We start from the raw sequence: 23,545 nt of genomic DNA on the forward strand, positions 1-23,545 counted from the left end.
GACGCCCTGGCGGTCAGCGGCGCCAGGGCGGCGTACAGGTTGATCAGACGCGGAGCGGGCTACCTTGCGGCGCGGTCGAATCGTTCGACGAGCCGGTCGATCGCGGCGCGGCCGAGCGCTGCCTCTACCTCCACCTGCCGGGCGGGCGTGGTGTCGAGGTACACAGCGGCGAAGAGATGGGCATCTACGCTGACCTGCCGTTGGCGGCGGCGCTGGCGGGCGGACTCGTTGTGCGCATCTCTGCACCATTCGCATGCGCGCTCGTGTCGCCGGTAATGCCGGTAGTAACCGGCATTGGTGCCGCAATTCATGTGGGCGGTAGGAGATTTCACGCCGCCACCTCGGTGAGCGCGGCGGCTCTCGCCTTGGTCCGTTCGCGCAGCTCTTCGCACAGGGCCGGTGGCAGGTCTGCAGCGGACTTCCAGATCTCCTGCAGGGTCTCCTTGGTGATCGCGGCGTCGATCGCGACCCGTAGAGCCTGGGCGCAGTCCTCCTCGGTGATTGTTCTGCCCGTCTGGCGGCCGACAGCGGCCCGTGCGCGGTCGGCGACCGATGGCGGGCCGGATGGCTTCGACTCGGGTTGAGGTTCCGCGGCTTTCGCGTCGTCGCTGATGTGCCGCTCGCGCTCGGTCTCATCGATCCCTAGCGATTTCGACTCGGGGACGTCGGCTTGAACGTCCTTCTGTTGTGTATCGACCTTGCCGGGATGGACCAGCGTTTTTCCCACCAGCTTTGACAACTGACCCTTGTTGTAGAGGGAGAGACCGAACTGATCTCCCAGCGCGATTGCGCAGCGTTTCTTGGCGAGGCTGATTGCGGACTTCATCGCGAGGTCGTGGCCGTCGGCGCGTGACTGGTTCGATGCGTCGCCGGTCGATCCGTCTTCAAGGCGGGTCACCACCTGGCCGTGCGGGTCTCGGACGGTGAGCCGCATCAATGCCTTGTAGCAGACGTCGTAGCGGTTGTCGGGCCGAGTGCCGTCACGTTTGACGTGCTGCTGCTCGAAAATCAGGTCCAGAGAGATGACTTCGTAGTCGAACCCTCCGAATCCGAAAATCCGGATGAGGTGTGCGAGGACGTCTTGCTGGGGCAGGTGGGAATTCCCCTTGCCGTCCTTCATCACTCGAACGGGATTGATGGCAGCGAGGAGTTGATCTACTTGAGCCGGGGTGAACGGCATTACGTGGTTCCTTTCGGGTGGGGCGGCAACGTGGCGGCGTGCCAATCAATGGGCTTGCGGAACTTATAAAGGGCCACACCGCTTTTCGTCGGTTGGCGGGTAGCGACGGTCTGGGCGTTCTTGCCGTGGCCGACCACGGCGCGGCGGGCATTGCCCATAACGCGCAGCAGCTTGGACCGAGCTAGGTTCAGGGCTTCGTCGGCGGCGTCCGCGCCATGAACGGCGGCCTCGAATTCGCGGGCCAGCTCGACCGACACCTCCCAGTCCCAGTCGCGGTCGATATCGCGGTGCGCGCGCCGGATGGCGTTGTAGGTTTCGCCGTGTCCGTCGACCTCCGGCGGCTGCCCGTTCGGGTCCATTGCGCTGCGGTAGAACTCGGCGCAGTGAGCCTCGATCGCTGCTGCTAGCTCGGGGTCGTAGTGGATGACGTAGTCGTTCTCGTCGTAGAACGGCCCCAGGCACACCACGTACGTCTTGCGGAGCCCTGACATGTGCATTTGCCACTGGACTTGTAGGAAGTATCCGAGGGGGATTTCGGCGGAGCCGGGTGGCCCCCACTGGTAGTCGCCGCGCCCGTCGGTCTTGGCTTCGATGCCGTATGTCTCGCCGGTGCGGTCGTTGACGGCGATATCGTCCGGATTCGCTGCGGCCCACTCTTCCAGGCCGGGGCGACTGAATGTCTTTGTGCCGCACTGGCGTAGCTCGGGGTGGCGGCGGAAGAATCGGCGGAGAATGACCTCCTCGAAATCGTTGCCGCGTTCGGTGGCGTCGTTAGGCGGGTCAGGGTCGATCTCACGGCGCAGGAGGTGGAACTCCTTGGTGGGCGAACTGAATTTGCTGGCGTTGAAGATGCCGGGGATCTTGGACGCGGTGATCTTGCGCGACCACCGGGCGCTACCGGGCTGCAGGGCTGCGACCTCGACGCCGGTCATCCGAGCAGTCCGACGCGGGCCAACCACACGATGCCGATGCACGTCACGGCGAGCGCGGTGATGAGGGCAGCAATGATGAGGTGGGAAACGCTGGTGTGCAATGGTTCTCGGCTGAGGTCGCTCACGCCGCAACTGCCTTCGCGGCGAGCTGCACGTTGAGGTTGTCGAGCTCGTCGATGGCCTTCTTGATCGCGTCGACGGGCTCGGGGCCGTCGAAAATGACCCAGGAGACGTCACCGGCGGTGGAGACTCCGTCGAGTTCGGCGTACTCGTCGGACAGGTGAAGGTGGATCTCGAATCCGAACGATCTGCTTGTCAGGCTCCACAGCGGATGGCCGTTCACTATGTGCGGTGCCCGCTCGTTGAGCTGGGCAATGGCGTCGTTGAGGGTGGTACTGTTGTCCTGCATCTGGTGGATGGTTCCTTTCGGGTGCAACCAGGCCGGCGCGTTATCTCTCTGGCGGGAGAGCGTCGGCCGCCCCCATTTTTGGGGTGGTTTTGGCTGGTGAGAGACGCTTAGGCGCTCAGTGGTTCCCAGAGATTTGCCCTGAGCCATTCGTCGACGTCGGCGGGGCGCACTCGCTTGGAGCGGCCGTCGCCGCCCGGCGCGCAGGCGGTGAGGTTGCCTGCGGCGATCTGCCGGTCGATGAATGGGTAGCTGAATCCGGTCATGTCAGCGACTTCTTGGACCGTCAGGGCCAGGCGCTGATTCAGCGGGATTACTTGGCGTTCAGCCTTCTTGGACACGTCGGTTCCTCTCGGCGTGCGTGGCGGCGCACGATGTGGTGCATTCGTCATTCCGTGTGTTGCGGCGACGTAAAGATCATATGCGCAGTGACTGCGAAGTGCAAGCCCGTAAGACCAGGTATGACCAAACAAAGACCCGGTCAGACCCCAAAACTGTGCCAGACCTGCCGCGCACTGTTCGCGCAGTTTACGAAAATTTTAGGTAACTCGCCTTTACTTCGCGATACTGCGCAGGCCAGACTATTAGAACTATGGAGCAATGGGAGTTCGGCCGCTTGGTGCAGGAGGCGCGGGAAAGCGCCGGCCTGTCGAAGCGTGAGGCGGCCAAACGAGCGGGGATCAGCGAGGCGCGGTGGCGACAGCTTGAACTCGGATATGAAGTAATCCGGCAGCAGACCTTCCCCGTGAAGACCACACCGGAGACGGTCGCCCACATCGCGAAAGCCCTCGGCCTGTCCCGAGACGAGCTACTGGTGGCAGCGGGTTTCGATCCGGCCATGGTCGACATCCCCGATGAGGTGACCTTCGAGCCGGTTGATTTCGCCGGACTGACGACCGATGACATCGAAAAGGTGCGCTCGTACGTCGCGTTCCTCAAGTCGCAGAAGGCGGCAGAGGCATAAGCCGCGGAGCCCGACGCCTTCCCCGCGTCGGGCTCCGTCACAGCGGCATCAATCAGGCAGCTGCAGCGCCCTGGTCAACGGCCGGAATCAGGGTGTAGATCATCCAGTCGCGGCGCCCTGGGTAGGAGTGCTGTCCGACCTGGATGTCGAAGGCGAGGATTCCCCCGCCTGGGATTGGCTGGACCCGTATCTGCGTAATGGGCTTGCCTGGGGCGGAGATGCTGGTCGCCCACATCTTGTCGAAGTGAGGATTGGCTGCTGAGCAGATCGCGCGAAGCTCCTCGATTCGGGTAGCGGAGATCGCACTGGGCGCCAGCCATCGCAGCGCGAACGCGAAGGCGTGCGCGATGTCCTCCCAGTCCACGAGCACTCGTCGCGCCACTGGGCTGGTGAACAACCATACGATCAGGTTGTCGCCGCTATGCGCACCCGGAAGGATGCGTGACCATGCTTCAGTGGTTCCGACGATGTCCCCCGACGGGAAGTAGAGGTACACGGCCGGGGCGTTGATGATTTGAAGGTATGCCCGGTCACGGTCGGTGAGAGGACGCTTCGACGGTCCGTAGAGCCGGCCGAGCAGGCCGGGGTACAGGCCGTTGATCAGCAGTTCCCGGTAGCTGTGCGCGACTCCGAGGGCGTCGAACAGTTCGGTGAGGTAGTCGAGCCTTGGAGCGCGTTTCCCGCTTTCGACCTTCTGTAGCGCCGATACCGTCTTTGTGGTGCGGGCGGCCAGCTGCGGCTGAGTCAGGCCCCGGTTCTCTCTGGCGCTCTTGATGTACTGGCCAAGCCGAACGGTGGTGTTGTTCCGCGCAGGTTTCCGCTGAGCTGCGCTCTTTCGCGCAGGTTTCATCTGTATCCATCCTGGGTAAGAGGTGTCCCGCACTTTTGGTGCGAGGTCCATTGACGAATGCCCTGGCCTGCCGGAACCTATGACATATCGACTGCTGCGCGCGGAGCTATGGCAGAGCAACACGCACGGAAGTTGGAGATCATGCGAACGCGGTAGACCTCGTCGGGAGGTCCGCCAGGGCGCGACAGGTGCTTGCGGCTCGCATGGTCGATCATGTTGTATCCGGATCGACGCCTCAGCACTGGTCGACTGACCAGTGTGAAGCAATGGAGGATTACCCCGTGCATGTGGGGGCTTTACTTGCGGATTACCATCACCTGGCCCGCCTGTATCTACCAGGATTAATAGTCGCAGCGCATGACTTACCTGCTGGGCGATCCTGGTACATCAAGGAAGACCACACGATCCTCATCGACTCCAAATTGCCGCTCCGACAGCAGGAGCTACAGGCCGTACACATGCTCGCCCATCTCCACCTGGGACACGTTTCGAGCGACGGGAACACCGACCATGCAGCACGGCAAGAGCGCGAGGCCACACAGCTGTCGACGGAGTGGATTCTCCCACCCTCGAAGCTTGCACGGCTCTTGAACGGCGTCTCGACCAACGCTTCGCAAATTGCAAGCTACCTCGGGCTGAGTGTGTGGTTCCTGGCCGCCGCGCTGTCATCCGTGCCGCGCGAGTACTGGGAACAGGTACGGGGCTTGACCGCCCTCCGGCTCGATTGGCCACAGCTCGCACCCCGCACCGTTCCTCAGTGCGTGCTGCTCGATGCTCTACCCGGCGGAACATCTGCGCCTGCGGATCCCCTGACACCCTCGAAGGGTTCCCTGCCGTCCCCGAGACCGAGCCAGCTCGCGAAGTCATCCGCGAGTGGCCCGGCCTCATTGGAGATCAGGCGGACTGGAACACGACGTAGCGACAATCGGCCGGAGCAGGGACCGCCCGCGGCTGCGGTAGTGGCGTGACTTCCGCGTAGTCGTCCTCGAACAGCTCGTCCTCGAAGTCCTCGCCGTCGTAGTCATCGTCGAATTCGTCATCGTCGAATTCGGCGTCGACCACCTCGGCCGAGCCCGCTTCGAGGGCGGGCTGTTCGCCTTCCCAGATCTCGATGACCTCGGCGTCGATCAGGTCGTCCAGCATGGACAGGCCGGCGCGCTTCACCCCGATATCGGCGTGCGCGTATCCACGCTGTACGGCGGCGGAGCTGTGACCCATGATCGCCATACGCACGTCCTCCGGTACGCCCGCTTCCAGTAGCAGTGTGGCGGTGGTGTGCCGCGCCGCGTGCAGCACGACGTCCGGTGCGCCAGCGCGCTTCAGCGCTTCGGCCCACAGCTTCTCGTCCAGCTTGGGTCGCATCGGTGTGCCCGGCTTCACGAGCTTCTGCCCCGGCGGGGCCACGAACAGCAGCCCCCAGGGGTTCGGTGCCATGGTCTTGACGTGGGCGCGCAGCAGGATCAGCAGCGGTTCAGGGATCGGTGTCATTCGCTGCGAGTCGTTCGTCTTGGGTCGCACCAGGCACATCGCCTTGTACAGGGGTCGGATCTCGAATCCCTCTGCGATGTCGTACGCCTCCAGCGGGTAGACGTCGCCGGTCCAGCGCTTCCCGTCCGGCTTGCGAGTGAGCGGGATCTCCTGCAACGCCCAGGAGAGGTCGAATTTCCCCTCTTCGAGGTTGATGGCATCGAGGGTCAGGCCGAGGCATTCGCCCTGCCGGACGCCGGTCAGCAGCGCCATGGCCCAGCGGACTGCGAGCGGGTCACGGACTTCGACGGATGTGCTGATCACTGCGCGCGCAGTGGGGGATGTGAGCGCCTTGCGCGGCTTCTGCTGGCGGCCGTGGCCGGTCGGCAGGGCCTTCTGAGCGCCGGTGTCCTGGCTGTTGGACTTGGGTTTCGGCCGGTTGACCATCGAGAGCACGTTCGTCTTCAGGCCGAGGTTCGGCTCCTTCATGGCGTCCTTGATCGCCTTGTTCAGGTTGTTGTAGGAGATCTCGGCGGTACGCAGCGACCGGCCGGACTTCAAGATCTCCTTGATCATGAACCGGATGTGCTGCGGCTCCAGATCTTGCAGCAGGTGCCGCCCAACGTGCGGAATGACGTTGCACTTGAGGTTCGACCGCAGTCCGCGCCAGACGCGCGGGCGCATCAAGGGCTTTTGGATCTCTTCCAGCCAGTACTTCAGCCACGCCTCGACGGTCGTGGTGTCCTTGCGCAGCTGTTCGCCCTGCTCCATCTTGAGCAGCACTTCACGGCGAGCCTTGACGACATCGGCCTTGTTCTTCCGGCGGCGGACGATCCGTTCCGGCGTGCCGTCGGGCTTGACGCCGATCTCCATCGTCCAGACCCAGTAGGTCTCGGTCTTCCCGTTGCGCGTCCGGGTCTCTTTGCGGATCTTGCCTTCGCCGCGTTCGTTCGACATTCGTGGTTCCTTCGGGGCTTCCCAGCCGAAGAGGTGGCGGCCTCAGACGGTGGGATCTGTGGTGTGGGCGGTGGTGCGGTATGCGGAATAACCGGGGATAACGAGGTATAATGAGAAATCGCTCTACCTGGGGTTTTTCAGCAAACTCGCAGGTCTGATCGTACACACCGTCAGACTTCCAAGCTGATGGTGCGGGTTCGATTCCCGTCGCCCGCTCTGATCCCTAGGGATGCATTACGGGGTGTAGCGCAGCTTGGTAGCGTACCCGCTTTGGGAGCGGGCGGTCGCAGGTTCAAATCCTGTCACCCCGACCAGATTTCTGATGATCATGTCTCGGCGTGTGGCGACCACATTTGCCGATCGATTGCTTAACGTCGGTGGGCATGACAGTCGCGCCCGAGCCATTGATCGTTGCCGAATCCCCTGAGCCCGTTGAGCTGGATGTGTTCGCGCCCGAACCGCAGCGGCGGTGGACGGTTCTGCTGCGTCTGCTACTGGCCGTTCCGCAGTTGATCGCGGTGTGGCTGCTGCAGGTGGCCGGGACCGTGGTGGTGATCGTGGGGTGGTTCGGCGCGCTGGTGCTCGGGCGGTTGCCCGAATGGTGCGGGGAGTTGTTGCGCAGCATCCTGGCCTATGAGGTGCGGGTGGTCTCGTATGTGCTGCTGCTGGTCGATGTGTATCCGCCGTTCACCTTCGACACCGCGCCGGTGACGTATCCGGTGCGGGTGTGGTTTCCCGCGCCCACCGGGCTGAACCGGCTGGCCGTGCTGTTCCGTTTCCTGCTGGCGTTGCCGATGCTGGTGGTGACCAATCTGCTGTACGCCGGATGGTCGACCGTGGCGTTGATCGTCTGGCTGGTCACGCTGATCCTCGGCCGCCAGCCGCGGCCGCTGTTCGAGGCGTCGGCCGCGGGACTGCGCATCCATGCGCGCACAATGGCCTACTTCCTGCTGCTGACCCCGGCCTATCCGTGGGGGCTGTTCGGTGACCGCGCCCCGGCGTCCGAACAGGCGCCGGTCTCGCCGACCCGCCCGCTGCTGGTGTCCACCGCGGGCCGAGTGCTGGTGGTGGTATTCCTGATTCTGGGCATCATCGCCGATGTGACCAGCACCACCGTGTCCTCGACCGATAACGACGACGACACCTCCTCGGAGATCGTCGCGCATTCGGCCCGCTGAATCGTCCGGCAGACTGCCGATATGCGATACAGCGCTGGGGTTCTGGTCTATCGGCGGCGGACCGAGGTCGAGGTGCTGCTCGGGCATATGGGTGGTCCGCTGTGGGCGCGCAAGGACGAGGGCGCGTGGTCGATCCCCAAGGGGGAGTACGAACCTGGGGCCGAGGAGCCGCGCGCGGCCGCGGCGCGGGAGTTCACCGAGGAGCTGGGCGTGGCGGTTCCGGCCGGAGAATGGTTGCCGCTGGGCGAGGTTCGCTACAGTAGCGGGCGCAAACAGCTCGTGGTCTGGGCGGTGGCGGGCGATCTCGATCCCGCACAGGTGATTCCGGGGACCTTCGAGATGGAATGGCCCCCGCGGTCGGGGCGGCTGCGGCGATTCCCGGAGATCGACCGGGCCGACTGGTTCGATCCGGCCGTGGCACGCGGGAAGCTGTCCGCCGGTCAGCGCCCGCTGATCGATCGTCTCGTCGAACTCCTGGCCGCCGACTGAGCACTCAGGAAACACCCAGGTTCCGGCCAGCCCACTCCCAGCGCGCGGCGGTACACATGGACAGATGATCAGTGCGGCGGCCCGAGCGGGGATCGGGCGGCGGGTGGCGGCCATACCGCTGCGCGTCGGCCTGGTCCTGGCGATGGTCAGCCTGGCCGGAATCGTGCTGGCCGCATCGGGTTTCGCGGTGACCTCGGCGCTGTCGAAATCGCTCACCGGCCGTATCGACCAACAGCTCTACGATGCCGCGCGCGATTGGGCCAAACCGCATCAGATGAAGCGGGTCCAGACGTCCACGGGTCCCCGGCTGGTGCCCACCGATATGTCCGGCCCCCTGCCGACATCCGGAACGCTGGGTGAGCAGCAGCCGCGGCGCTTCTACGAACTGCGCAGTCTGCCCGACGGCGAGGTCTATCTGGAGCAGAAGAGCCAATCCGCGCCCGACCTGACCGAGCTGAACGGCTCCGGACCCGCGACGGTCGATTCGGCCGACGGCGGGGTCACGCAGTGGCGGGTGCTGACGGTCGCCAACAAGTACGGCTCCACCGTGATCGCGTTGCCGCTCACCGACAATAACGATACGGTCTCGCGGCTGGCCATCTTCGAAACCGCCACCGGCGTCGCGGCGCTGCTGCTACTCGGTGTCGCGGGCTACTTCGTGGTGCGCCGCAGTCTGCGCCCGCTGCGCGAGGTGGAGGAGACCGCCGCGGCCATCGCCGGGGGCGATCTGAACCGCCGGGTGCCGGTGCGCGGCGTGGAGACCGAGGTCGATCATCTCGCGCGCTCACTGAATGCGATGCTGGCCCAGATCCAGCACGGGGTCGCCACCACCGAGGCCTCGGAGGAGGCCGCTCGGCGCTCGGAGGCCAATATGCGCCGATTCGTCGCCGATGCCAGCCATGAGCTGCGCACACCGCTGACGACCATCCGCGGCTTCGCCGAGCTGTATCGGCAAGGGGCGAGCCAGGATCCACGGCAGGTGCTCGAGCGGATCGAGGCCGAGGCCGCCCGGATGGGGGTGCTGGTGGAGGATCTGCTCATGCTCGCCCGGCTCGACGCGCAGCGGCCGCTGCAGCGCTCGCCGGTGGATCTGCTGTCGCTGGCGGGCGAGGCGGTGCACAGCGCCCGGGCGATGGCGCAGCAGGCCCATCCCATCGCCCTCGACATCGCCCCGGGCGCGGGCACTCTGGAGGTGTTCGGGGATGCCGCCCGGTTACGGCAGGTGCTGATGAACCTCGTCGGCAACGCGGTCTCGCACACCCCGACCGGCACGCCGATCACCGTGCGACTCACCCCGGCCGTCGAGGAGGTGCGCATCGATGTGATCGACGAGGGACCCGGCCTGTCGGAACAGGCCGCCGCACGGGTCTTCGAGCGGTTCTACCGCACCGACAGCTCCCGCACCCGGGCCAGCGGCGGCACCGGGCTGGGGCTGTCGATCGTGCAGGCGCTGGTGTGGGCGCACGGCGGCCGGGTAGGTGTGACCAGTGCGCCGGGTCAGGGCGCCACCTTCACCGTCGTGCTGCCCCGCGGGGCCGGCTAGTTCACAGCCTCGGATCGACCGGTTCCGATTCCAGTGCCAGCACGGCGAAGACGGCCTCGTGCACCCGCCACAGCGGTTCGCCGGTGACGAAGCGGTCCAGCGACTCCAGGCCGAGCGCGTATTCCCGCAGGGCCAGTGAGCGTTTGCGGCCCAGGCCGCGCATCCGCAGCCGCGCCAGATTATCCGGGTGCAGGTACTCCGGGCCGTAGATGATCCGAAGATATTCCGGCCCACGGCATTTCACGCCCGGCTGTACGAGCCTGCGGGTGCCGCTCGCCGAAACCAGCGAGGCGCGCGGCTTCACGACCATGCCCTCGCCGCCCGCGGCGGTCAGCTCCGTCCACCAGGCGGTCGCGGCGGCCTCGGCATCGGGTGCGGACAGATCCACGGTCATCCGGCGTGTTCCGGTGCACAGCCGAGGATCGGCCGCGACCAGGGCATCGATCCGCTCCAGATGCCAATCATGGTCGCGCACGGCGTAATTGGCGCCCTCCGCGGCCAGGATCTGGAACGGTGCGAGGCGCAGCCCCGTCAGCCCGTCCACCGGCCAGCAGTACCGGCCGTAGGCGGCGGTGAAGGCGTCGGCGTCGCGGCGGCGCCGCGCGGTGCGGGCGGCCAGCTCGTCGACCGGCAGGCCGCGCGCGGCGGCGGTCGCCAGCACCTCGGTGGCCGCGCCCAGTGCCGCGCGGGCGGCCGCGCCGACCGCGGCGTACTGATCGCGCAGCAGCCCCATGGCCTTGGCCGACCACGGCAGCAGTTCGGCGTCCAGCGCGAGCCAGCTCGTGCCCAATTCGTCGAACAGTCCGGCGGATTCGGCCGCGGCGCGCAGCCGGGCGAGCAGGGCCTCGGTGCGGTCCGGATCGTCGAAGAACGGGCGGCCCGTGCGGGTGTAGATCGCGCCGGTGCTGCCGTCGGCGATGCCGAAGCGGTCCCGGGCGGCCTGCGCGGTGCGGGCGACCACCACGATCGCGCGCGAACCCATATGCTTCTCCTCGCACACCACCGCGTCGACGCCCTCGGACCGGTAGTAGCCGAACGCCTGCGCCGGATGTTCCAGCAGCGCACCGGATTCGGCCGTGGCACAGGGCGACATCGTCGGCGGCAGGTAGATCAGCCAGCGCGGGTCGATCGCGAAGCGGCTCATCACCTCGAGGGCGGCGCTCGCATTCTCCTCCTGCACGCCCACCCGGCCGAAATGGCGGGTCTCCACCACGCGGCGGCCGAGCACATCGTCCAGATCGAGTACGCCGGGATCGCGCCGCACCACACCCTCGGCGGTGACGATCGTGGTGGCCCGCAGCGGGCGCACCGGCTCGTACCAGACCTGCTGTGCCGCGACGGATACCGGTTCGCGCTCCGGATAGCGCAGCGCGCTGAGCCGCCCGCCGAACACCACGCCCGTGTCCAGGCACAGGGTGTTGTTGATCCAGTGCAGGTCGGTGACCGGGGTGTGGCCGTAGAGCACCGTGGCCCGGCCCCGATAGTCCTCGGCCCACGGATAGCGCACGGGCAGGCCGTATTCGTCGGTCTCCCCGGTGGTTTCGCCGTACATCGCGAACGAGCGCACCCGGCCGGACGCGCGACCGTGGTACTCCTGCTTCAAACCGGCATGGGCCACCACGAGAGCGCCGCCGTCGAGCACGTAGTGGCTGACCAGTCCGCGGCAGAATTCGTGGGCGGCCTTGCGGAACGCCTCGGGCTCGGATTCCAGCTGCGCCAGCGATTCGGCGAGGCCGTGCGCGATGCGGACCTGCTTACCGTCCAGGGCGCGCACCAGCTTGTTCTCGTGATTTCCGGTGACGCACAACGCGTTTCCGGCCGTCACCATGCCCATGACCAGGCGCAGCACGCCCGGGGTGTCCGGACCGCGGTCGACCAGATCGCCGACGAAGACCGCGGTGCGGCCCTGCGGATGCCGGGCGTCGACCGGGCGGCCCGCCTCATCGCGCAGCAGCCGGTAGCCCAAGGCGTCGAGCAGGCTCTCCAGCTCCGCGCGGCAGCCGTGGACGTCGCCGATGACGTCGAACGGGCCGGTCAGCTCGCGCTTGTCGTTCCAGGCCTTCTCGTCGACGAGGGTGGCCGCCTCGATCTCGGCGACCCCGCGCAGCACGTGGACCCTGCGGAAGCCCTCCCGCTCCAGCGAGCGCAGGCTGCGCCGCAGCTCGCGCTGCTGGCGGGCGACGACGTGGTGGCCCAGATGGGCGCGGTCGGGCCGATTCGCGTTGCGCTCCAGGCAGATGCGATCGGGTACGTCGAGCACGATGGCGATGGGCAGCACATCGTGTTCGCGCGCCACCCGTACCAGTTCCCGGCGTCCCATGGACTGCACGTTGGTGGCGTCGACGACCGTGCGCAGCCCGCGTCGCAGCCGCACGCCCACGATGTGGTGCAGCAGTGCGAAGGCGTCCTCGGTGGCCGACTGATCGTTCTCGTCGTCGCTGACGATGCCGCGGCAGGCGTCCGAGGAGACGATCGCGGTGGCGGGAAAGTGCTTGCGCGCGAATGTGGATTTACCCGAGCCGGTCGATCCGACCAGCGTGACCAGCGACAGCTCCGGGATGGACAGTTCGGTCATGACGGCTCTCCTTCCCGAGCGTCGCGGGCGAAGATCGCCATCTGGGTCGGCGGCCCGTGCCGATCGTCGGCCGGGCCGATCGGCTCGAATCGCACCGTGTAGCCGTGGTTGTCGGCGACGGCGCGCGCCCAGGAGCCGAATTCGGCTCGGCTCCACTCGAATCGGTGGTCGGTGTGGCGGAACCGCCCGGCGGGCAGGCTCTCGTAGAGGGTGTTGTATTCGCCGTTGGGCGTCGTCACCAGCACCGCGCGGGGTGCGGCGGCGCCGAAGACGGCGCGTTCGAGGGCCGCGAGCCGGGGCGGATCGATATGTTCGATCACCTCCATCAGCACCGCCGCGTCGAAGCCGCGCAACGAGGCGTCGGTATAGGTGAGCGCGCCCTGGTGGAGGTGGACCCGCTGGGCCATCCAGGCGGGCAGCCGCTCCATGCGCCGCTGCGCCACCCGCAGGGCCCGCACGGATACGTCCACGCCCACGATCTCGCCGAATTCCCGGTGTTCCACCAGTTCTCGCAGCAGCGCGCCCTCGCCGCAGCCCAGATCCAGCACCCGCCGGGCGCCCAGTTCGCGCAGCGTCCGCACCACGGCGGCCCTCCGGGCGACCGCCAGCGGCGGTGTCTTCGGTGCCGGCTCGTGCTCGTCGACGGCCTCCTCGACGGCGTCGAGCTGTTCGGGGGTGGCGTCGTCGATCTCGGCGAGGCGGGCGAGTGCGACGCGGACGAGGGACTGGCGGCGGGCCAGATAGCGGCGCGTGATCCATTCCCGTTCGGGATGTGCCGACAGCCAGCCCTCGCCGGCGCGCAGCAGCTTATCGATCTCGTCGGCGCTCAGCCAGTAGTGCTTACTGCCGTCGAGGGCGGGCAGCAGGACGTACAGATGGGTCAGGGCCCGCGCGAGCCGCATGGTCCCGGTCAATTCCAGTCGGACGTAATGGGATTCGCCCCAGTCCGGAAAGGCGGGATCCAGCGCGAGCGGCGTCGCGGCGACCTGCCAGCCCAGCGGCGCGAACAGCCGCTCGACGAGTTCGAGGCCGCCCTTGCACGGCACGGCGGGCAGTTCGATCCGCAGCGGAAGCGCCGTCTCGGCCAGCTCGGGCCGCTGTGCGCAACGCCCGTGCAATGCGGTGCCGAACACCGTGGAGATGGCCACCGCCAGCAGCGAGGAGGCCGCGTACGGCCGATCGTTGACGTACTGTCCGAGGCTGAATTCCGTGGCGCCGCCGGACTTCCCGCGCACCAGGCGCACGGGATCGATCTCCAGCAGCAGTGCCGCGGTACACCGCTCGTCGGTGGCCTCCGGATAGACCACATGGGCGGATCCGTAGGACTGTTCGAAGACCTGCACCCGTCCCGGATTCTTGTGCAGTAAGAATCCGAGGTCCGCGGCAACCCACTCGGCACCGTCCGGTCGAGTGCAGGTGATCATCATCAACACAGCCCGATGGTCGCCCGCCGAACCCGTCCGGGCAACCGAATTACCCCAAATCGCCCATCAAGCGGGGGTCGGCAGCTGCGTGAGGATGTCGAAGGTATGCGGTTCGATCAACTGGACCCGTTGTAGTTCGTGGACCGAGAGGTGATGGTGCGGACGCGGGTGATCCCAGCGCGGGGGCAGGTTCCGGCGTCGCGCGGAGTATGCCGTCATCAGGTCGCGGGCCAGGCGCGCGGGGGAGATCCGATCGATGGTGTGCCGGCCGGCCACGATCGTGAGCAGATGTTCGGGGGTGTCCTCGGGGTGTCCGACGATGCGGAACGACCGCGCCCGGACGGGTGCGGCGGTGCTGGGCTCTCCCACGTGGGCGACGAATTCCTCGACGGCGCGCGCCAATTCGGTGCGCGGCACCAGGACGGGCACCAGATCGGGGACGGGGGCCGCGGCGGGCCCCAGCACCAGCGGCGCGCGGTCGGGATCGATCGTGCGCAGCGGTTCGTGCCGCGCGATCAGATCGGCGAAGGCGTCGCGGAGCCCGACCGCGTACAGGTAGCCGGTGAATTGCAGTGCGAACGAGATCGTTTCGGTGGCGGCCGCGTCGACCGGCCGGGCAGCCGGGGTCACGATGCCGGTACTACGCAGCTCCATGCGATATCCATCCCTCATCCGTACCGTCATGCCCTGCGGTACGAACGGGAGCTTATAGCCGACCGAGACCTTTTGCTGTAGAAGGTTCATTCTTAATACGAGTGACCAACCGATCGTTGGTCCAGCCCTTAAAAGGCTGGGGGACGGCTCATTCGGTCGATCGGCGCCGCGGATACGGCCAGGCCCAGTCGGCGACCTCGGGAATGTCCTCGCCGTACTCGCGCGTCCAGGACCGCGCGGCCAGCCGGGCATCGACCATCTCCTGGCGCAGCCCGGCCGCGCGGGTCCCCAGCCCCGGCACCCGATCGATGACGTCCATGACCAGGTGATAGCGGTCCAGATCGTTGAGCATCACCATATCGAACGGCGTTGTGGTGGTGCCCTTCTCCTGATATCCGCGCACGTGCAGCCCGTCGTGATTGGTCCGGCGATAGGTGAGCCGGTGGATCAGCCACGGATAGCCGTGGAAGGCGAAGATGACCGGCCGGTCGGCGGTGAACAGCGTGTCGAACTCCGGATCGGGCAGTCCGTGCGGATGTTCGTCGCTCGGCTGCAGCCGCATCAGATCCACCACATTGACGACCCGAATCCGCAGCTGCGGCAGTCGTTTCCGCAGGATCGACGTGGCCGCCAGGGTCTCCAGCGTCGGCACATCCCCGGCGCAGGCCATGACGACATCCGGGGTCGTGCCCAGCTCGTCGTTGTTGCCCGCCCACTCCCAGATGCCCGCGCCGCGCGCGCAGTGGGTCGTGGCCTCGGGCACCGACAGCCAATCCTGTTGCGGTTGTTTGCCCGCCACCACGACATTGACGTAATGCCGTGAGCGCAGGCAGTGGTCGTAGGTCGACAGCAGGGTATTGGCGTCCGGCGGCAGATACACCCGCACGATCGAGGCCTTCTTGTTCAGCACCACGTCCAGGAAGCCCGGATCCTGATGGGTGAACCCGTTGTGGTCCTGCCGCCAGACATGGGAGGACAGTAGGTAGTTCAGGCTCGGGATCGGTCGTCGCCACGGCACCTGAGCGCTCGCGTCCAACCACTTCGCATGCTGGTTGAACATGGCGTCGACGATGTGGATGAACGCCTCGTAGCAGGTGAACACCCCGTGTCGGCCGCTGAGCAGATAGCCCTCGAGCAGTCCCTGGCACATATGCTCCGACAGCACCTCGATCACGCGGCCGGTGCGATCGAGATCCACGTCGTACTCGCCGATTTCGGCCTGCCAGTCGCGGCCGGTCACCTCCAGCACATCCTGCAGGCGGTTGCTGGCCAACTCATCGGGGGCGAACAGCAGGAAGTTGTCCGGATTGGCGGCCGTCACATCGCGCAGCCAGCCGCCCAGCACCCGGGTCGCCTCGTGGGTGCTCGCGCCCGGTTCGGTGACCTCGACGCCGTAGTCGCGCCAGTCGGGCAGCCGCAGATCCCGCAGCAGGGCGCCGCCGTTGGCGACCGGATTGGCGCTCATCCGCCGCTCGCCGCTCGGATTCAGGCGCAGCAGTCGCGGTGTGGGACAACCGTTCTCGTCGAACAGCTCCTCCGGCCGATACGACCGCAGCCACTGTTCCAGTACGGCGCGGTGGCGCGCGTCGTTGCGCGCGTTCGGCAGCGGCACCTGATGAGCGCGGAAGGTGCCCTCGACCTGTTCGCCGTCCACCTTCGGCGGACAGGTCCAGCCCTTCGGCGTGTGCAGCACGATCATCGGCCAGAACGGCCGGGTGTCGTCGCGGCCGGATCGGGCGGCGGATTGGATATCGGCGATGCGGTCCAGACAGCCGTCCAGCGCCGTGGCCATGGCCTGATGGACCGTCGCCGGATCGCGCCCGGCCACCACGATCGGCTCGTAGCCGTACCCGCGCAACAGCGACAGCAGTTCGCTCTCCGGAATCCGTGCCAGCAGCGTCGGATTGGCGATCTTGTACTCGTTGAGCGCGAGGATCGGCAGCACGGCCCCGTCCCGGGCCGGGTTGAGGAACTTGTTCGCATGCCAGCTCCCGGCCAGCGGACCGGTCTCCGCCTCGCCGTCGCCGATCACGCAGAACACCGTCAGATCCGGATTGTCCAGCGCCGCACCGTAGGCGTGCAGCAGCGAGTAGCCGAGTTCGCCGCCCTCGTGGAAGGAGCCGGGCGTCTCCGGGGCGCAGTGGCTCGGCACCCCGCCGGGAAAGGAGAACTGCCGGAAGAACTCCCGCATCCCGTCCGCATCGCGCGAAACATGGCTGTACAGCTCGGAATACGTGCCCTCCAGCCAGCCGCAGGCATTGGGCCCGGGCCCGCCGTGTCCGGGTCCGGCGACGAAGACGGCGCTGAGCTCGCGCGCCGCGATCGCCCGATTGGCATGGACCCACACCAGATTCAGCCCGGGCACCGTGCCGAAATGGCCGAGCAGTCGCGGCTTGATGTGCTCGGGCTCGAGCGGCGTGCGCAGCAGCGGATTGGCCATCAGATAGATCTGGCCGACCGCCAGATAGTTCGCCGCCCGCCACCAGGCGTCCAGATCGGCGAGTTCGTCGCGGGCGAGCGGGCCGGGCGCATCGCCGAGTCGGTACGGTTCGGGGGCAACGGTCTCACCGGCGGAGCGGTCGACATTGTCGGCCGAGGTATCGCCACCGGCACTTGCCAATTGGGTCATCCGCGAACTCCTCCGTAGGTCGTCGCGTAGTGCCTGCCCATCGTGTGCCTCGCCAGTCAGGTTACCGGTCCAGTGCGATTGCGGCAGTGTGGATATAGGGTGCCGCGCATGACCACATTGGCCAGGATCATCGGCTCCACCGTTCTCGCCGCGGCGACCGTCGCGCTCACCGCCTGCGGCAGCGGCGGCGACAAGAGCTCATCGTCGCCCTCGCCCACCACATCGCGGGCGCTGAATCAGACCGCGGCCGCCATGCCCGCGAGCCACGGGCGCGAATGCACCGCCGACGACGTCAAGACCACCGGCGGATTCGGTGAGGCGCCCGTCATCACCATTCCCGAGGACTGCGATCCGCCCAAGCAGCTCATCACCAAGGATCTGGTCGTGGGCAGCGGCGAGGGCGCGGCCGCGGGCCAGAAGCTGACGATGAACTACACGCTCGTCACCTGGTCCGACCATAAGAAGCTGGACAGCTCCTTCGACCGCGGCGAACCGTTCCCGCTCACCCTCGGCTCGGGTCAGGTCATTCCGGGCTGGGATCAGGGCCTGATCGGAGTCCAGCAGGGGACCCGGCGCCTGCTGATCATCCCGCCGAATCTGGGCTACGGACAGGGCGGTAACGGCATCAAGCCCAACGAGACGCTGGTCTTCGTGACCGATGCCGTGAAGGTCGGCTGAGCCGATTACAGCCGCCGAACCCAGGTCGACTAGCCTGGAACGGATGTGATCGGGGGGAACCGACGACGTCAACCAGAGAACCGTAGAGAACGACGAACAAGGAGCATGTCCGTGAAGAGCACCGTCGAGCAGCTGAGCCCGACCCGGGTCCGCATCAACGTCGAGGTGCCCTTCGAGGAACTGAAGCCGGACTTCGAGCGGGCCTACCAGGCGCTGGCCAAGCAGGTACGCATCCCCGGCTTCCGTCCGGGCAAGGCGCCGGCCAAGCTGCTCGAGGCCCGCCTCGGTCGCGGCGCGATCCTCGAGCAGGTCGTCAACGATGCGCTGCCCGCCCGCTACAGCGAGGCCGTGACGGCCTCGGACGTGAAGGTCATCGGCCGCCCCGAGATCGAGATCACCAAGATCGAGGACGGCCAGGAGCTGGCCTTCACCGCCGAGGTCGACGTCCGTCCCGAGATCACCCTGCCGGAGTACTCCAGCATCGAGGTCACCGTCGATCCGATCGCGGTCGAGGACGAGGACATCGACCAGCAGCTGCAGTCGCTGCGCCAGCGCTTCGGCACTCTGAAGAACGTCGAGCGCGCGGTGCAGGACGGCGACTTCGTCTCCATTGATCTCTCGGCCACCGTCGACGGCCAGGAAGTCACCGAGGCCGCCACCTCCGGCCTGTCCCACGAGGTCGGCTCGGGCCAGCTGATCGAGGGCCTGGACGAGACCCTGCTCGGCCTGAACGCCGAGGAGTCCAAGGACTTCACCTCGACCCTGGTCGCCGGTGAGTTCGCCGGCAAGGAGGCCGTGATCACCGTGAAGGTGAACTCGGTCAAGGAGCGCGAGCTGCCCGAGGCCGACGACGAATTCGCCCAGCTGGCAAGCGAATTCGACACGATCGAGGAACTGAAGACCGATCTGCGCAGCCGCGTGGAGCAGGCCAAGAAGGTGCAGCAGGCCGGCGAGATCCGCGACAAGGTGCTCGAGGCGCTGCTGGAGCAGACCGAGATCCCGCTGCCCGAGGGCGCGGTGCAGGCCGAGATCGACGCCGTGACCCATGACGCGGTGCACGGTTTCGACCATGACGAGGCCAAGTTCGCCGAGGCGCTCGCGGCGGAGGGCTCCTCGCGCGAGGAGTTCGACTCCGACGCGAAGGAGTCCGCCGAGAAGTCGGTGAAGACCCAGCTGCTGCTGGACTCCATCGCCGAGAAGGAGAACACCCAGGTCGGCCAGGACGAGCTCACCGAGCGGATCCTGTTCCAGTCCCAGCGTTACGGCCTGTCGCCCGAGCAGTTCATCCAGCAGGTCCAGCAGGCCGGTCAGCTCGGCGCGGTATTCGCCGATGTGCGCCGCGGCAAGGCGCTGGCGACCGTCGTTGGCCAGACGAAGGTGACCGACACCGCCGGCAACACGGTCGACACCGCCGAGATGTTCGGCAGCCCGGCCGAGGAAGCCGAGGAACCGGCCGCCGTCGAGGCGAGTGCCGAGTAACTTCATGCATCAACTGCGCGAACGTCCATGGGTAGTTACCGAGTTTGCGCTGTAAGCGAAGAGAGGGCGGTACCGGGAGTTCGGTGCCGCCCTGCTTCGTTAGGGTTTGTGTCAGCGAATCAGATAAGGCCGTGCTAGCTAGCACCGAGCCGGTGAGAGAGGGCAGGTATCCGTGACAATCAATCAGGCAGGGCCGGTCATGACATCCGCGACCGCTGGTCTCAACCTCAGCGACTCCGTGTTCGAGCGTTTGCTGCGCGACCGAATCATCTTCCTGGGAACTCAGGTCGACGACGATATCGCCAACAAGCTGTGCGCCCAGCTCCTGCTGCTGGCTGCCGAGGATCCGACTCGCGACATCTCGCTGTACATCAACTCGCCCGGCGGTTCGGTGACCGCGGGCATGGCGATCTACGACACCATGCAGCTGGTCGCGCCCGATGTGGCCACCTACGGCCTGGGCCTGGCCGCGTCGATGGGTCAGTTCCTGCTCACCGCGGGCGCCAAGGGTAAGCGTTCGGCCCTGCCGCATGCGCGGATCATGATGCACCAGCCGTCCGCGGGTATCGGTGGTTCGGCCGCCGATATCGCGATCATGGCCGAGCAGTTCGCGCACACCAAGCGGGAGCTGAACGAGCTGCAGGCGCTGCATACGGGCCAGTCGCTCGAGCAGGTGACCGCCGACGCCGATCGTGACCGGTGGTTCACCGCGAAGGAAGCCCTCGAGTACGGCTTCATCGACAGCGTGATCGCCCACGCCGGTCAGGCCAACGGCACCGCCAACTAGCTCACCGACTCGAGACCTTTTGGAGACGAAGAGATGACCTTCATCGAACCCCGCGCCGGTTTGTCCGGTGTCGCGCCGGCCGGGCCGCAGGCGCGCTACATCCTGCCGTCGTTCATCGAGCACTCCAGCTTCGGTGTCAAGGAGTCCAACCCCTACAACAAGCTGTTCGAGGAGCGCATCATCTTCCTCGGCGCGACGGTGGACGACACCTCGGCCAACGACATCATGGCCCAGCTGCTGGTGCTCGAATCGCTCGATCCCGACCGCGACATCACGATGTACATCAACTCGCCCGGTGGCTCGTTCACCGCGCTGATGGCCATCTACGACACCATGCAGTACGTGCGTGCCGACGTGGCGACGGTCTGCCTGGGCCAGGCCGCCTCGGCGGCCGCGGTGTTGCTGGCCGCCGGTACGCCCGGTAAGCGCGCCTGCCTGCCCAACGCCCGTGTGCTGATCCACCAGCCGTCGCTGGAGGGTGGCATCCAGGGTCAGGTCTCCGATCTGGAGATCCAGGCGGCCGAGATCGAGCGCATGCGTCGCCAGATGGAGACCACCCTGGCCCGGCATACGGGCAGGGATGCCGACCAGATCCGCAAGGACACCGATCGCGACAAGATCCTCACCGCCGAGGATGCCCGCGAGTACGGGATCATCGACACGGTGTTCGACTACCGGAAGCTGAGCGCTCAGAAGAAGTGAGCTGCGCCGCCTTCCGTCGTTCGTTTCGGCGACGGAAGGCACGCCCGGAGTGAGAAACGTGCCCCAAGTTGTCGACCTGTGTCGCATCCACCGGGTACGGTCACTCTAGGGACCTTTGCTCATGGTTGTCGGCACGGTCGAAGGACCTGAGAACAAACCGCCGAAATCCCCGCAATTCCGATCGTCACACGACACCAATCGATGTGGGGCGGGTAGCGTAGTTCGAAGGCGGCTTGTCGGCTTCCGAGACAGACGGTTGCACGCGGACAAGGAAGTAGGGACCCACGAGATGGCGCGCATCGGTGATGGCGGCGATCTGCTCAAGTGCTCGTTCTGCGGAAAGAGCCAGAAGCAGGTCAAGAAGCTCATTGCGGGACCGGGTGTATACATCTGCGACGAGTGCATCGATCTGTGCAACGAGATCATCGAGGAGGAGCTGGCCGAGTCCAGCGAGGTGAAACTCGACGAGCTGCCCAAGCCGGCCGAGATTCGCGAATTCCTCGAGCAGTATGTGATCGGGCAGGACGCCGCCAAGCGCACGCTCGCTGTGGCCGTGTACAACCACTACAAGCGCATTCAGGCCGGTGACAAGGGCCGCGACAGCCGCGGCGAGCCCGTGGAACTGTCCAAGTCGAACATCCTGATGCTCGGCCCCACCGGCTGCGGTAAGACGTATCTGGCGCAGACGCTGGCCAAGATGCTCAACGTGCCGTTCGCCATCGCGGACGCCACCGCTCTCACCGAGGCGGGCTATGTCGGTGAGGATGTCGAGAACATCCTGCTCAAGCTGATCCAGGCCGCCGATTACGACGTCAAGCGCGCCGAGACGGGCATCATCTACATCGACGAGGTCGACAAGATCGCCCGCAAGTCCGAGAATCCCTCGATCACCCGCGATGTCTCGGGCGAGGGTGTGCAGCAGGCGCTGCTGAAGATCCTCGAGGGCACGCAGGCGAGTGTGCCGCCGCAGGGCGGGCGTAAGCATCCGCATCAGGAATTCATCCAGATCGACACCACCAACGTGCTGTTCATCGTGGCGGGCGCGTTCGCGGGTCTCGAGCGGATCGTGCAGGACCGGGTCGGCAAGCGCGGCATCGGATTCGGCGCGGAGGTCCGGTCGAAGGCCGATATCGACACGGCCGATCACTTCGCCGAGGTGATGCCGGAGGATCTGATCAAGTACGGCCTGATCCCCGAGTTCATCGGCCGCCTCCCGGTCGTCGCCTCGGTCACCAACCTGGACAAGGAATCGCTGGTGCGCATCCTGTCCGAGCCGAAGAACGCGCTGGTGAAGCAGTACGTCCGCCTGTTCGAAATGGACGGCGTGGAACTGGAATTCACCACCGACGCGCTGGAAGCCGTTGCCGATCAAGCGATCCTGCGTGGTACGGGCGCCCGCGGCCTGCGCGCCATCATGGAGGAAGTCCTGCTGCCGGTGATGTACGACATCCCCAGCCGCGACGACGTCGCCAAGGTGGTCGTCGACGCCGATACGGTCAACGACAACGTCCTGCCGACCATCGTCCCGCGCAAGCCGATGCCGCGCACCGAGCGTCGCGAGAAGTCGGCGTAGCGAAACCTTTTCGTCAGCACGGGCCCGGGAGATGTTCTCCCGGGCCCGTTCTCGTATTCGCCTGCAGATAATAAGCATGGACATATGATGTGCATGAGCATACGATTAAGTCATGACCGACATTCGTGAAATCAACAGGCGCGCGGTGGAGTACAGCGTCGTCATCGTCTCCCGCGCGACGCTCGACGACCTGGATCGGCCGACCCCGTGTTCGGCCTGGAAACTCTCGGACCTCTTGGCGCATATGACCGCTCATCACCGCGGCTTCGCGGCCGCCGCCCGGGGCAACGGCGCGGATCCGGCGGTCTGGGTGCCCGGCCCGCTCGCCGATGATCCGATCGCCGATTACGCCGATGCCGCGGCCGACGTCCTTTCCGCATTCGCCGAACCCGGTGTCCTGGAACGCGATTTCACCGCCGAGGGCTTCACCGCCCCCGGCCATCAGGCCATCGGCTTCCACCTCATCGACTACGTGGTCCACGGCTGGGACGTGGCCCGCACCCTCGACCTCGACTACGTCCTGGCCGAGGATCTGGCCGAACCGGCCCTGAGTATCGCCCTCGCGGTGCCCGACGGCGAGATGCGTCTGACCCCGGGCTCGGTATTCGCCCCGGCCCTGCCTGCCGCCGAGTCGCCCTCCGCGCTCGACCGAATCCTCACCGCCCTGGGTCGATCACCCCACTGGCCCAACTGAATTCGAGTGCCCCGGCGAAAAGCGTGCCGGGGCCGTGAGCGTTGGCGTGCCGGTGCCATGGGGGATGACATGCCGTGAGCCGTGAGCGGTGACATGCCGGAGCCGCGAGGGATGGCGTGCCGGGGCCGTGAGTGTTGGCCTGCCGCAGCCGCGTGGGGTGACGTGCCGGGGCCTGAGTGTTGGCCTGCCACAGCCGCGAGGGGTGGCGTGCCGGGGTCATGAGCGATGGTGTGCCGGAGCCCGTGGGTGAAGGCGTGAGGGGGCCGGGAGCGAAGGCATGGGGGCACTAAGTGGTCATGCCCGCATGTTCTTCGGGGGTTCACGCGGCTGCCGGTGATGCGGCAGTCTGGTGGTCGCAGCCGGTGGGTTGTTGGGAGTGCTCTT

General features: G+C 66.6%; 23 protein-coding genes and 1 tRNA gene. 12 read left to right on the top strand and 12 right to left on the bottom strand.

Annotated features, from left to right (window positions below; genetic code table 11):
- Nucleotides 1-59: 59 nt before the first annotated feature.
- The 6 genes from ACIA76_RS39220 to ACIA76_RS39245 all read right to left on the bottom strand — a co-directional run bounded on the left by ACIA76_RS39220 (nucleotide 60) and on the right by ACIA76_RS39245 (nucleotide 2,859).
- A complete protein-coding gene (locus tag ACIA76_RS39220; RefSeq protein WP_397159870.1) occupies nucleotides 60-332 on the bottom strand; it encodes a hypothetical protein in 273 nt (90 codons plus the stop codon).
- Nucleotides 329-1,180 (bottom strand): Rad52/Rad22 family DNA repair protein, encoded by an 852-nt coding sequence (locus ACIA76_RS39225; RefSeq protein ID WP_397159872.1) that lies wholly within the window; start codon nucleotides 1,178-1,180, stop codon nucleotides 329-331. Before ACIA76_RS39225 ends, ACIA76_RS39220 begins: the two co-directional genes overlap by 4 nt.
- Nucleotides 1,180-2,112, bottom strand: a complete 933-nt coding sequence (locus ACIA76_RS39230; RefSeq protein WP_397159874.1) for a YqaJ viral recombinase family protein — start codon at nucleotides 2,110-2,112, stop codon at nucleotides 1,180-1,182. Before ACIA76_RS39230 ends, ACIA76_RS39225 begins: the two co-directional genes overlap by 1 nt.
- Nucleotides 2,109-2,237, bottom strand: coding sequence for a hypothetical protein (locus tag ACIA76_RS39235; RefSeq protein WP_397159876.1), 129 nt, complete (start codon nucleotides 2,235-2,237; stop codon nucleotides 2,109-2,111). The genes ACIA76_RS39230 and ACIA76_RS39235 overlap by 4 nt, the downstream gene beginning before the upstream one ends.
- Complete coding sequence (locus ACIA76_RS39240; protein ID WP_397159878.1) at nucleotides 2,234-2,521, bottom strand: hypothetical protein; 288 nt, start codon at nucleotides 2,519-2,521, stop codon at nucleotides 2,234-2,236. The genes ACIA76_RS39235 and ACIA76_RS39240 overlap by 4 nt, the downstream gene beginning before the upstream one ends.
- Nucleotides 2,522-2,628: 107 nt before the next feature.
- Nucleotides 2,629-2,859, bottom strand: coding sequence for a helix-turn-helix transcriptional regulator (locus ACIA76_RS39245; protein ID WP_397159880.1), 231 nt, complete (start codon nucleotides 2,857-2,859; stop codon nucleotides 2,629-2,631).
- Between the two features lie 251 nt (nucleotides 2,860-3,110).
- Here ACIA76_RS39245 and ACIA76_RS39250 point away from each other — a divergent pair, with 251 nt between their 5' ends.
- Nucleotides 3,111-3,482 carry a helix-turn-helix domain-containing protein gene (locus ACIA76_RS39250; protein WP_397159882.1) on the top strand — a complete coding sequence of 124 codons (372 nt, stop codon included), beginning with the start codon at nucleotides 3,111-3,113 and terminating at the stop codon, nucleotides 3,480-3,482.
- Nucleotides 3,483-3,534: 52 nt separating this feature from the next.
- Here ACIA76_RS39250 and ACIA76_RS39255 read toward each other — a convergent pair whose 3' ends face one another.
- Nucleotides 3,535-4,332 (bottom strand): helix-turn-helix domain-containing protein, encoded by a 798-nt coding sequence (locus ACIA76_RS39255; protein ID WP_397159884.1) that lies wholly within the window; start codon nucleotides 4,330-4,332, stop codon nucleotides 3,535-3,537.
- A 266-nt stretch (nucleotides 4,333-4,598) separates the two neighbouring features.
- Here ACIA76_RS39255 and ACIA76_RS39260 point away from each other — a divergent pair, with 266 nt between their 5' ends.
- Nucleotides 4,599-5,300: an ImmA/IrrE family metallo-endopeptidase gene (locus ACIA76_RS39260; protein ID WP_397159886.1), complete on the top strand. Its 702-nt coding sequence runs from the start codon at nucleotides 4,599-4,601 to the stop codon at nucleotides 5,298-5,300.
- On the opposite strand, the gene ACIA76_RS39265 is transcribed toward ACIA76_RS39260, so the two are convergent.
- Complete coding sequence (locus ACIA76_RS39265) at nucleotides 5,227-6,756, bottom strand: tyrosine-type recombinase/integrase (protein ID WP_397159888.1); 1,530 nt, start codon at nucleotides 6,754-6,756, stop codon at nucleotides 5,227-5,229. The genes ACIA76_RS39260 and ACIA76_RS39265 overlap by 74 nt on opposite strands.
- Before the next feature lie 237 nt (nucleotides 6,757-6,993).
- On the opposite strand from ACIA76_RS39265, the gene ACIA76_RS39270 reads away from it, so the two are divergent.
- The 4 genes from ACIA76_RS39270 to ACIA76_RS39285 all read left to right on the top strand — a co-directional run bounded on the left by ACIA76_RS39270 (nucleotide 6,994) and on the right by ACIA76_RS39285 (nucleotide 9,966).
- Nucleotides 6,994-7,070, top strand: a tRNA-Pro gene (locus ACIA76_RS39270).
- Between the two features lie 69 nt (nucleotides 7,071-7,139).
- A complete protein-coding gene (locus tag ACIA76_RS39275; RefSeq protein ID WP_397159890.1) occupies nucleotides 7,140-7,934 on the top strand; it encodes a DUF4389 domain-containing protein in 795 nt (264 codons plus the stop codon).
- 21 nt (nucleotides 7,935-7,955) lie between these two features.
- Nucleotides 7,956-8,423: an NUDIX domain-containing protein gene (locus ACIA76_RS39280; protein WP_397159892.1), complete on the top strand. Its 468-nt coding sequence runs from the start codon at nucleotides 7,956-7,958 to the stop codon at nucleotides 8,421-8,423.
- A 64-nt stretch (nucleotides 8,424-8,487) separates the two neighbouring features.
- The gene (locus tag ACIA76_RS39285) at nucleotides 8,488-9,966 is read left to right on the top strand and encodes a sensor histidine kinase (RefSeq protein ID WP_397159894.1); all 1,479 of its coding nucleotides are present in this window, start codon (nucleotides 8,488-8,490) and stop codon (nucleotides 9,964-9,966) included.
- A 1-nt stretch (nucleotide 9,967) separates the two neighbouring features.
- Here the strand turns inward: ACIA76_RS39285 and ACIA76_RS39290 are convergent, their stop codons facing one another.
- The 4 genes from ACIA76_RS39290 to ACIA76_RS39305 all read right to left on the bottom strand — a co-directional run bounded on the left by ACIA76_RS39290 (nucleotide 9,968) and on the right by ACIA76_RS39305 (nucleotide 17,248).
- Nucleotides 9,968-12,541 carry a polynucleotide kinase-phosphatase gene (locus tag ACIA76_RS39290; RefSeq protein WP_397159896.1) on the bottom strand — a complete coding sequence of 858 codons (2,574 nt, stop codon included), beginning with the start codon at nucleotides 12,539-12,541 and terminating at the stop codon, nucleotides 9,968-9,970.
- A complete protein-coding gene (locus ACIA76_RS39295; RefSeq protein ID WP_397159916.1) occupies nucleotides 12,538-13,968 on the bottom strand; it encodes a 3' terminal RNA ribose 2'-O-methyltransferase Hen1 in 1,431 nt (476 codons plus the stop codon). Before ACIA76_RS39295 ends, ACIA76_RS39290 begins: the two co-directional genes overlap by 4 nt.
- A gap of 63 nt (nucleotides 13,969-14,031) precedes the next feature.
- Nucleotides 14,032-14,619 (bottom strand): hypothetical protein, encoded by a 588-nt coding sequence (locus ACIA76_RS39300; RefSeq protein ID WP_397159898.1) that lies wholly within the window; start codon nucleotides 14,617-14,619, stop codon nucleotides 14,032-14,034.
- A 148-nt stretch (nucleotides 14,620-14,767) separates the two neighbouring features.
- Nucleotides 14,768-17,248 (bottom strand): phosphoketolase, encoded by a 2,481-nt coding sequence (locus tag ACIA76_RS39305; RefSeq protein WP_397159900.1) that lies wholly within the window; start codon nucleotides 17,246-17,248, stop codon nucleotides 14,768-14,770.
- A gap of 108 nt (nucleotides 17,249-17,356) precedes the next feature.
- Between ACIA76_RS39305 and ACIA76_RS39310 the strand changes: the two genes are divergently transcribed.
- The 6 genes from ACIA76_RS39310 to ACIA76_RS39335 all read left to right on the top strand — a co-directional run bounded on the left by ACIA76_RS39310 (nucleotide 17,357) and on the right by ACIA76_RS39335 (nucleotide 23,161).
- On the top strand, nucleotides 17,357-17,926 hold the full coding sequence (locus ACIA76_RS39310; protein WP_397159902.1) for an FKBP-type peptidyl-prolyl cis-trans isomerase: 570 nt from the start codon (nucleotides 17,357-17,359) through the stop codon (nucleotides 17,924-17,926).
- 111 nt (nucleotides 17,927-18,037) lie between these two features.
- Nucleotides 18,038-19,405: a trigger factor gene (gene tig / locus ACIA76_RS39315; RefSeq protein ID WP_397159904.1), complete on the top strand. Its 1,368-nt coding sequence runs from the start codon at nucleotides 18,038-18,040 to the stop codon at nucleotides 19,403-19,405.
- Between the two features lie 172 nt (nucleotides 19,406-19,577).
- Nucleotides 19,578-20,192: an ATP-dependent Clp protease proteolytic subunit gene (locus tag ACIA76_RS39320; protein ID WP_397159906.1), complete on the top strand. Its 615-nt coding sequence runs from the start codon at nucleotides 19,578-19,580 to the stop codon at nucleotides 20,190-20,192.
- Between the two features lie 33 nt (nucleotides 20,193-20,225).
- Nucleotides 20,226-20,894 carry an ATP-dependent Clp protease proteolytic subunit gene (locus ACIA76_RS39325; RefSeq protein ID WP_397159908.1) on the top strand — a complete coding sequence of 223 codons (669 nt, stop codon included), beginning with the start codon at nucleotides 20,226-20,228 and terminating at the stop codon, nucleotides 20,892-20,894.
- A gap of 289 nt (nucleotides 20,895-21,183) precedes the next feature.
- Nucleotides 21,184-22,467 carry an ATP-dependent Clp protease ATP-binding subunit ClpX gene (clpX, locus tag ACIA76_RS39330; RefSeq protein ID WP_397159910.1) on the top strand — a complete coding sequence of 428 codons (1,284 nt, stop codon included), beginning with the start codon at nucleotides 21,184-21,186 and terminating at the stop codon, nucleotides 22,465-22,467.
- 112 nt (nucleotides 22,468-22,579) lie between these two features.
- Nucleotides 22,580-23,161, top strand: a complete 582-nt coding sequence (locus ACIA76_RS39335; protein WP_397159912.1) for a TIGR03086 family metal-binding protein — start codon at nucleotides 22,580-22,582, stop codon at nucleotides 23,159-23,161.
- Nucleotides 23,162-23,545: the final 384 nt, after the last annotated feature.

Origin of the sequence: Nocardia sp. NPDC051570 (assembly GCF_044454005.1) — a bacterium.
Taxonomy (GTDB): Bacteria; Actinomycetota; Actinomycetes; order Mycobacteriales; family Mycobacteriaceae; genus Nocardia.

What these genes read in the sequence shown, in the direction of transcription:
- ACIA76_RS39290 (WP_397159896.1), bottom strand. Translation starts at nt 12,541, where the DNA reads ATGACCGAACTGTCCATCCCGGAGCTGTCGCTGGTCACGCTGGTCGGA.
- ACIA76_RS39335 (WP_397159912.1), top strand. Translation starts at nt 22,580, where the DNA reads ATGACCGACATTCGTGAAATCAACAGGCGCGCGGTGGAGTACAGCGTC.
- ACIA76_RS39260 (WP_397159886.1), top strand. Translation starts at nt 4,599, where the DNA reads ATGGAGGATTACCCCGTGCATGTGGGGGCTTTACTTGCGGATTACCAT.
- ACIA76_RS39300 (WP_397159898.1), bottom strand. Translation starts at nt 14,619, where the DNA reads ATGGAGCTGCGTAGTACCGGCATCGTGACCCCGGCTGCCCGGCCGGTC.
- ACIA76_RS39240 (WP_397159878.1), bottom strand. Translation starts at nt 2,521, where the DNA reads ATGCAGGACAACAGTACCACCCTCAACGACGCCATTGCCCAGCTCAAC.
- ACIA76_RS39230 (WP_397159874.1), bottom strand. Translation starts at nt 2,112, where the DNA reads ATGACCGGCGTCGAGGTCGCAGCCCTGCAGCCCGGTAGCGCCCGGTGG.
- ACIA76_RS39225 (WP_397159872.1), bottom strand. Translation starts at nt 1,180, where the DNA reads ATGCCGTTCACCCCGGCTCAAGTAGATCAACTCCTCGCTGCCATCAAT.
- ACIA76_RS39280 (WP_397159892.1), top strand. Translation starts at nt 7,956, where the DNA reads ATGCGATACAGCGCTGGGGTTCTGGTCTATCGGCGGCGGACCGAGGTC.
- ACIA76_RS39285 (WP_397159894.1), top strand. Translation starts at nt 8,488, where the DNA reads ATGATCAGTGCGGCGGCCCGAGCGGGGATCGGGCGGCGGGTGGCGGCC.
- ACIA76_RS39255 (WP_397159884.1), bottom strand. Translation starts at nt 4,332, where the DNA reads ATGAAACCTGCGCGAAAGAGCGCAGCTCAGCGGAAACCTGCGCGGAAC.
- clpX (WP_397159910.1), top strand. Translation starts at nt 21,184, where the DNA reads ATGGCGCGCATCGGTGATGGCGGCGATCTGCTCAAGTGCTCGTTCTGC.
- ACIA76_RS39295 (WP_397159916.1), bottom strand. Translation starts at nt 13,968, where the DNA reads ATGATGATCACCTGCACTCGACCGGACGGTGCCGAGTGGGTTGCCGCG.
- ACIA76_RS39265 (WP_397159888.1), bottom strand. Translation starts at nt 6,756, where the DNA reads ATGTCGAACGAACGCGGCGAAGGCAAGATCCGCAAAGAGACCCGGACG.
- ACIA76_RS39275 (WP_397159890.1), top strand. Translation starts at nt 7,140, where the DNA reads ATGACAGTCGCGCCCGAGCCATTGATCGTTGCCGAATCCCCTGAGCCC.
- ACIA76_RS39250 (WP_397159882.1), top strand. Translation starts at nt 3,111, where the DNA reads ATGGAGCAATGGGAGTTCGGCCGCTTGGTGCAGGAGGCGCGGGAAAGC.
- ACIA76_RS39325 (WP_397159908.1), top strand. Translation starts at nt 20,226, where the DNA reads ATGACCTTCATCGAACCCCGCGCCGGTTTGTCCGGTGTCGCGCCGGCC.
- ACIA76_RS39305 (WP_397159900.1), bottom strand. Translation starts at nt 17,248, where the DNA reads ATGACCCAATTGGCAAGTGCCGGTGGCGATACCTCGGCCGACAATGTC.
- ACIA76_RS39310 (WP_397159902.1), top strand. Translation starts at nt 17,357, where the DNA reads ATGACCACATTGGCCAGGATCATCGGCTCCACCGTTCTCGCCGCGGCG.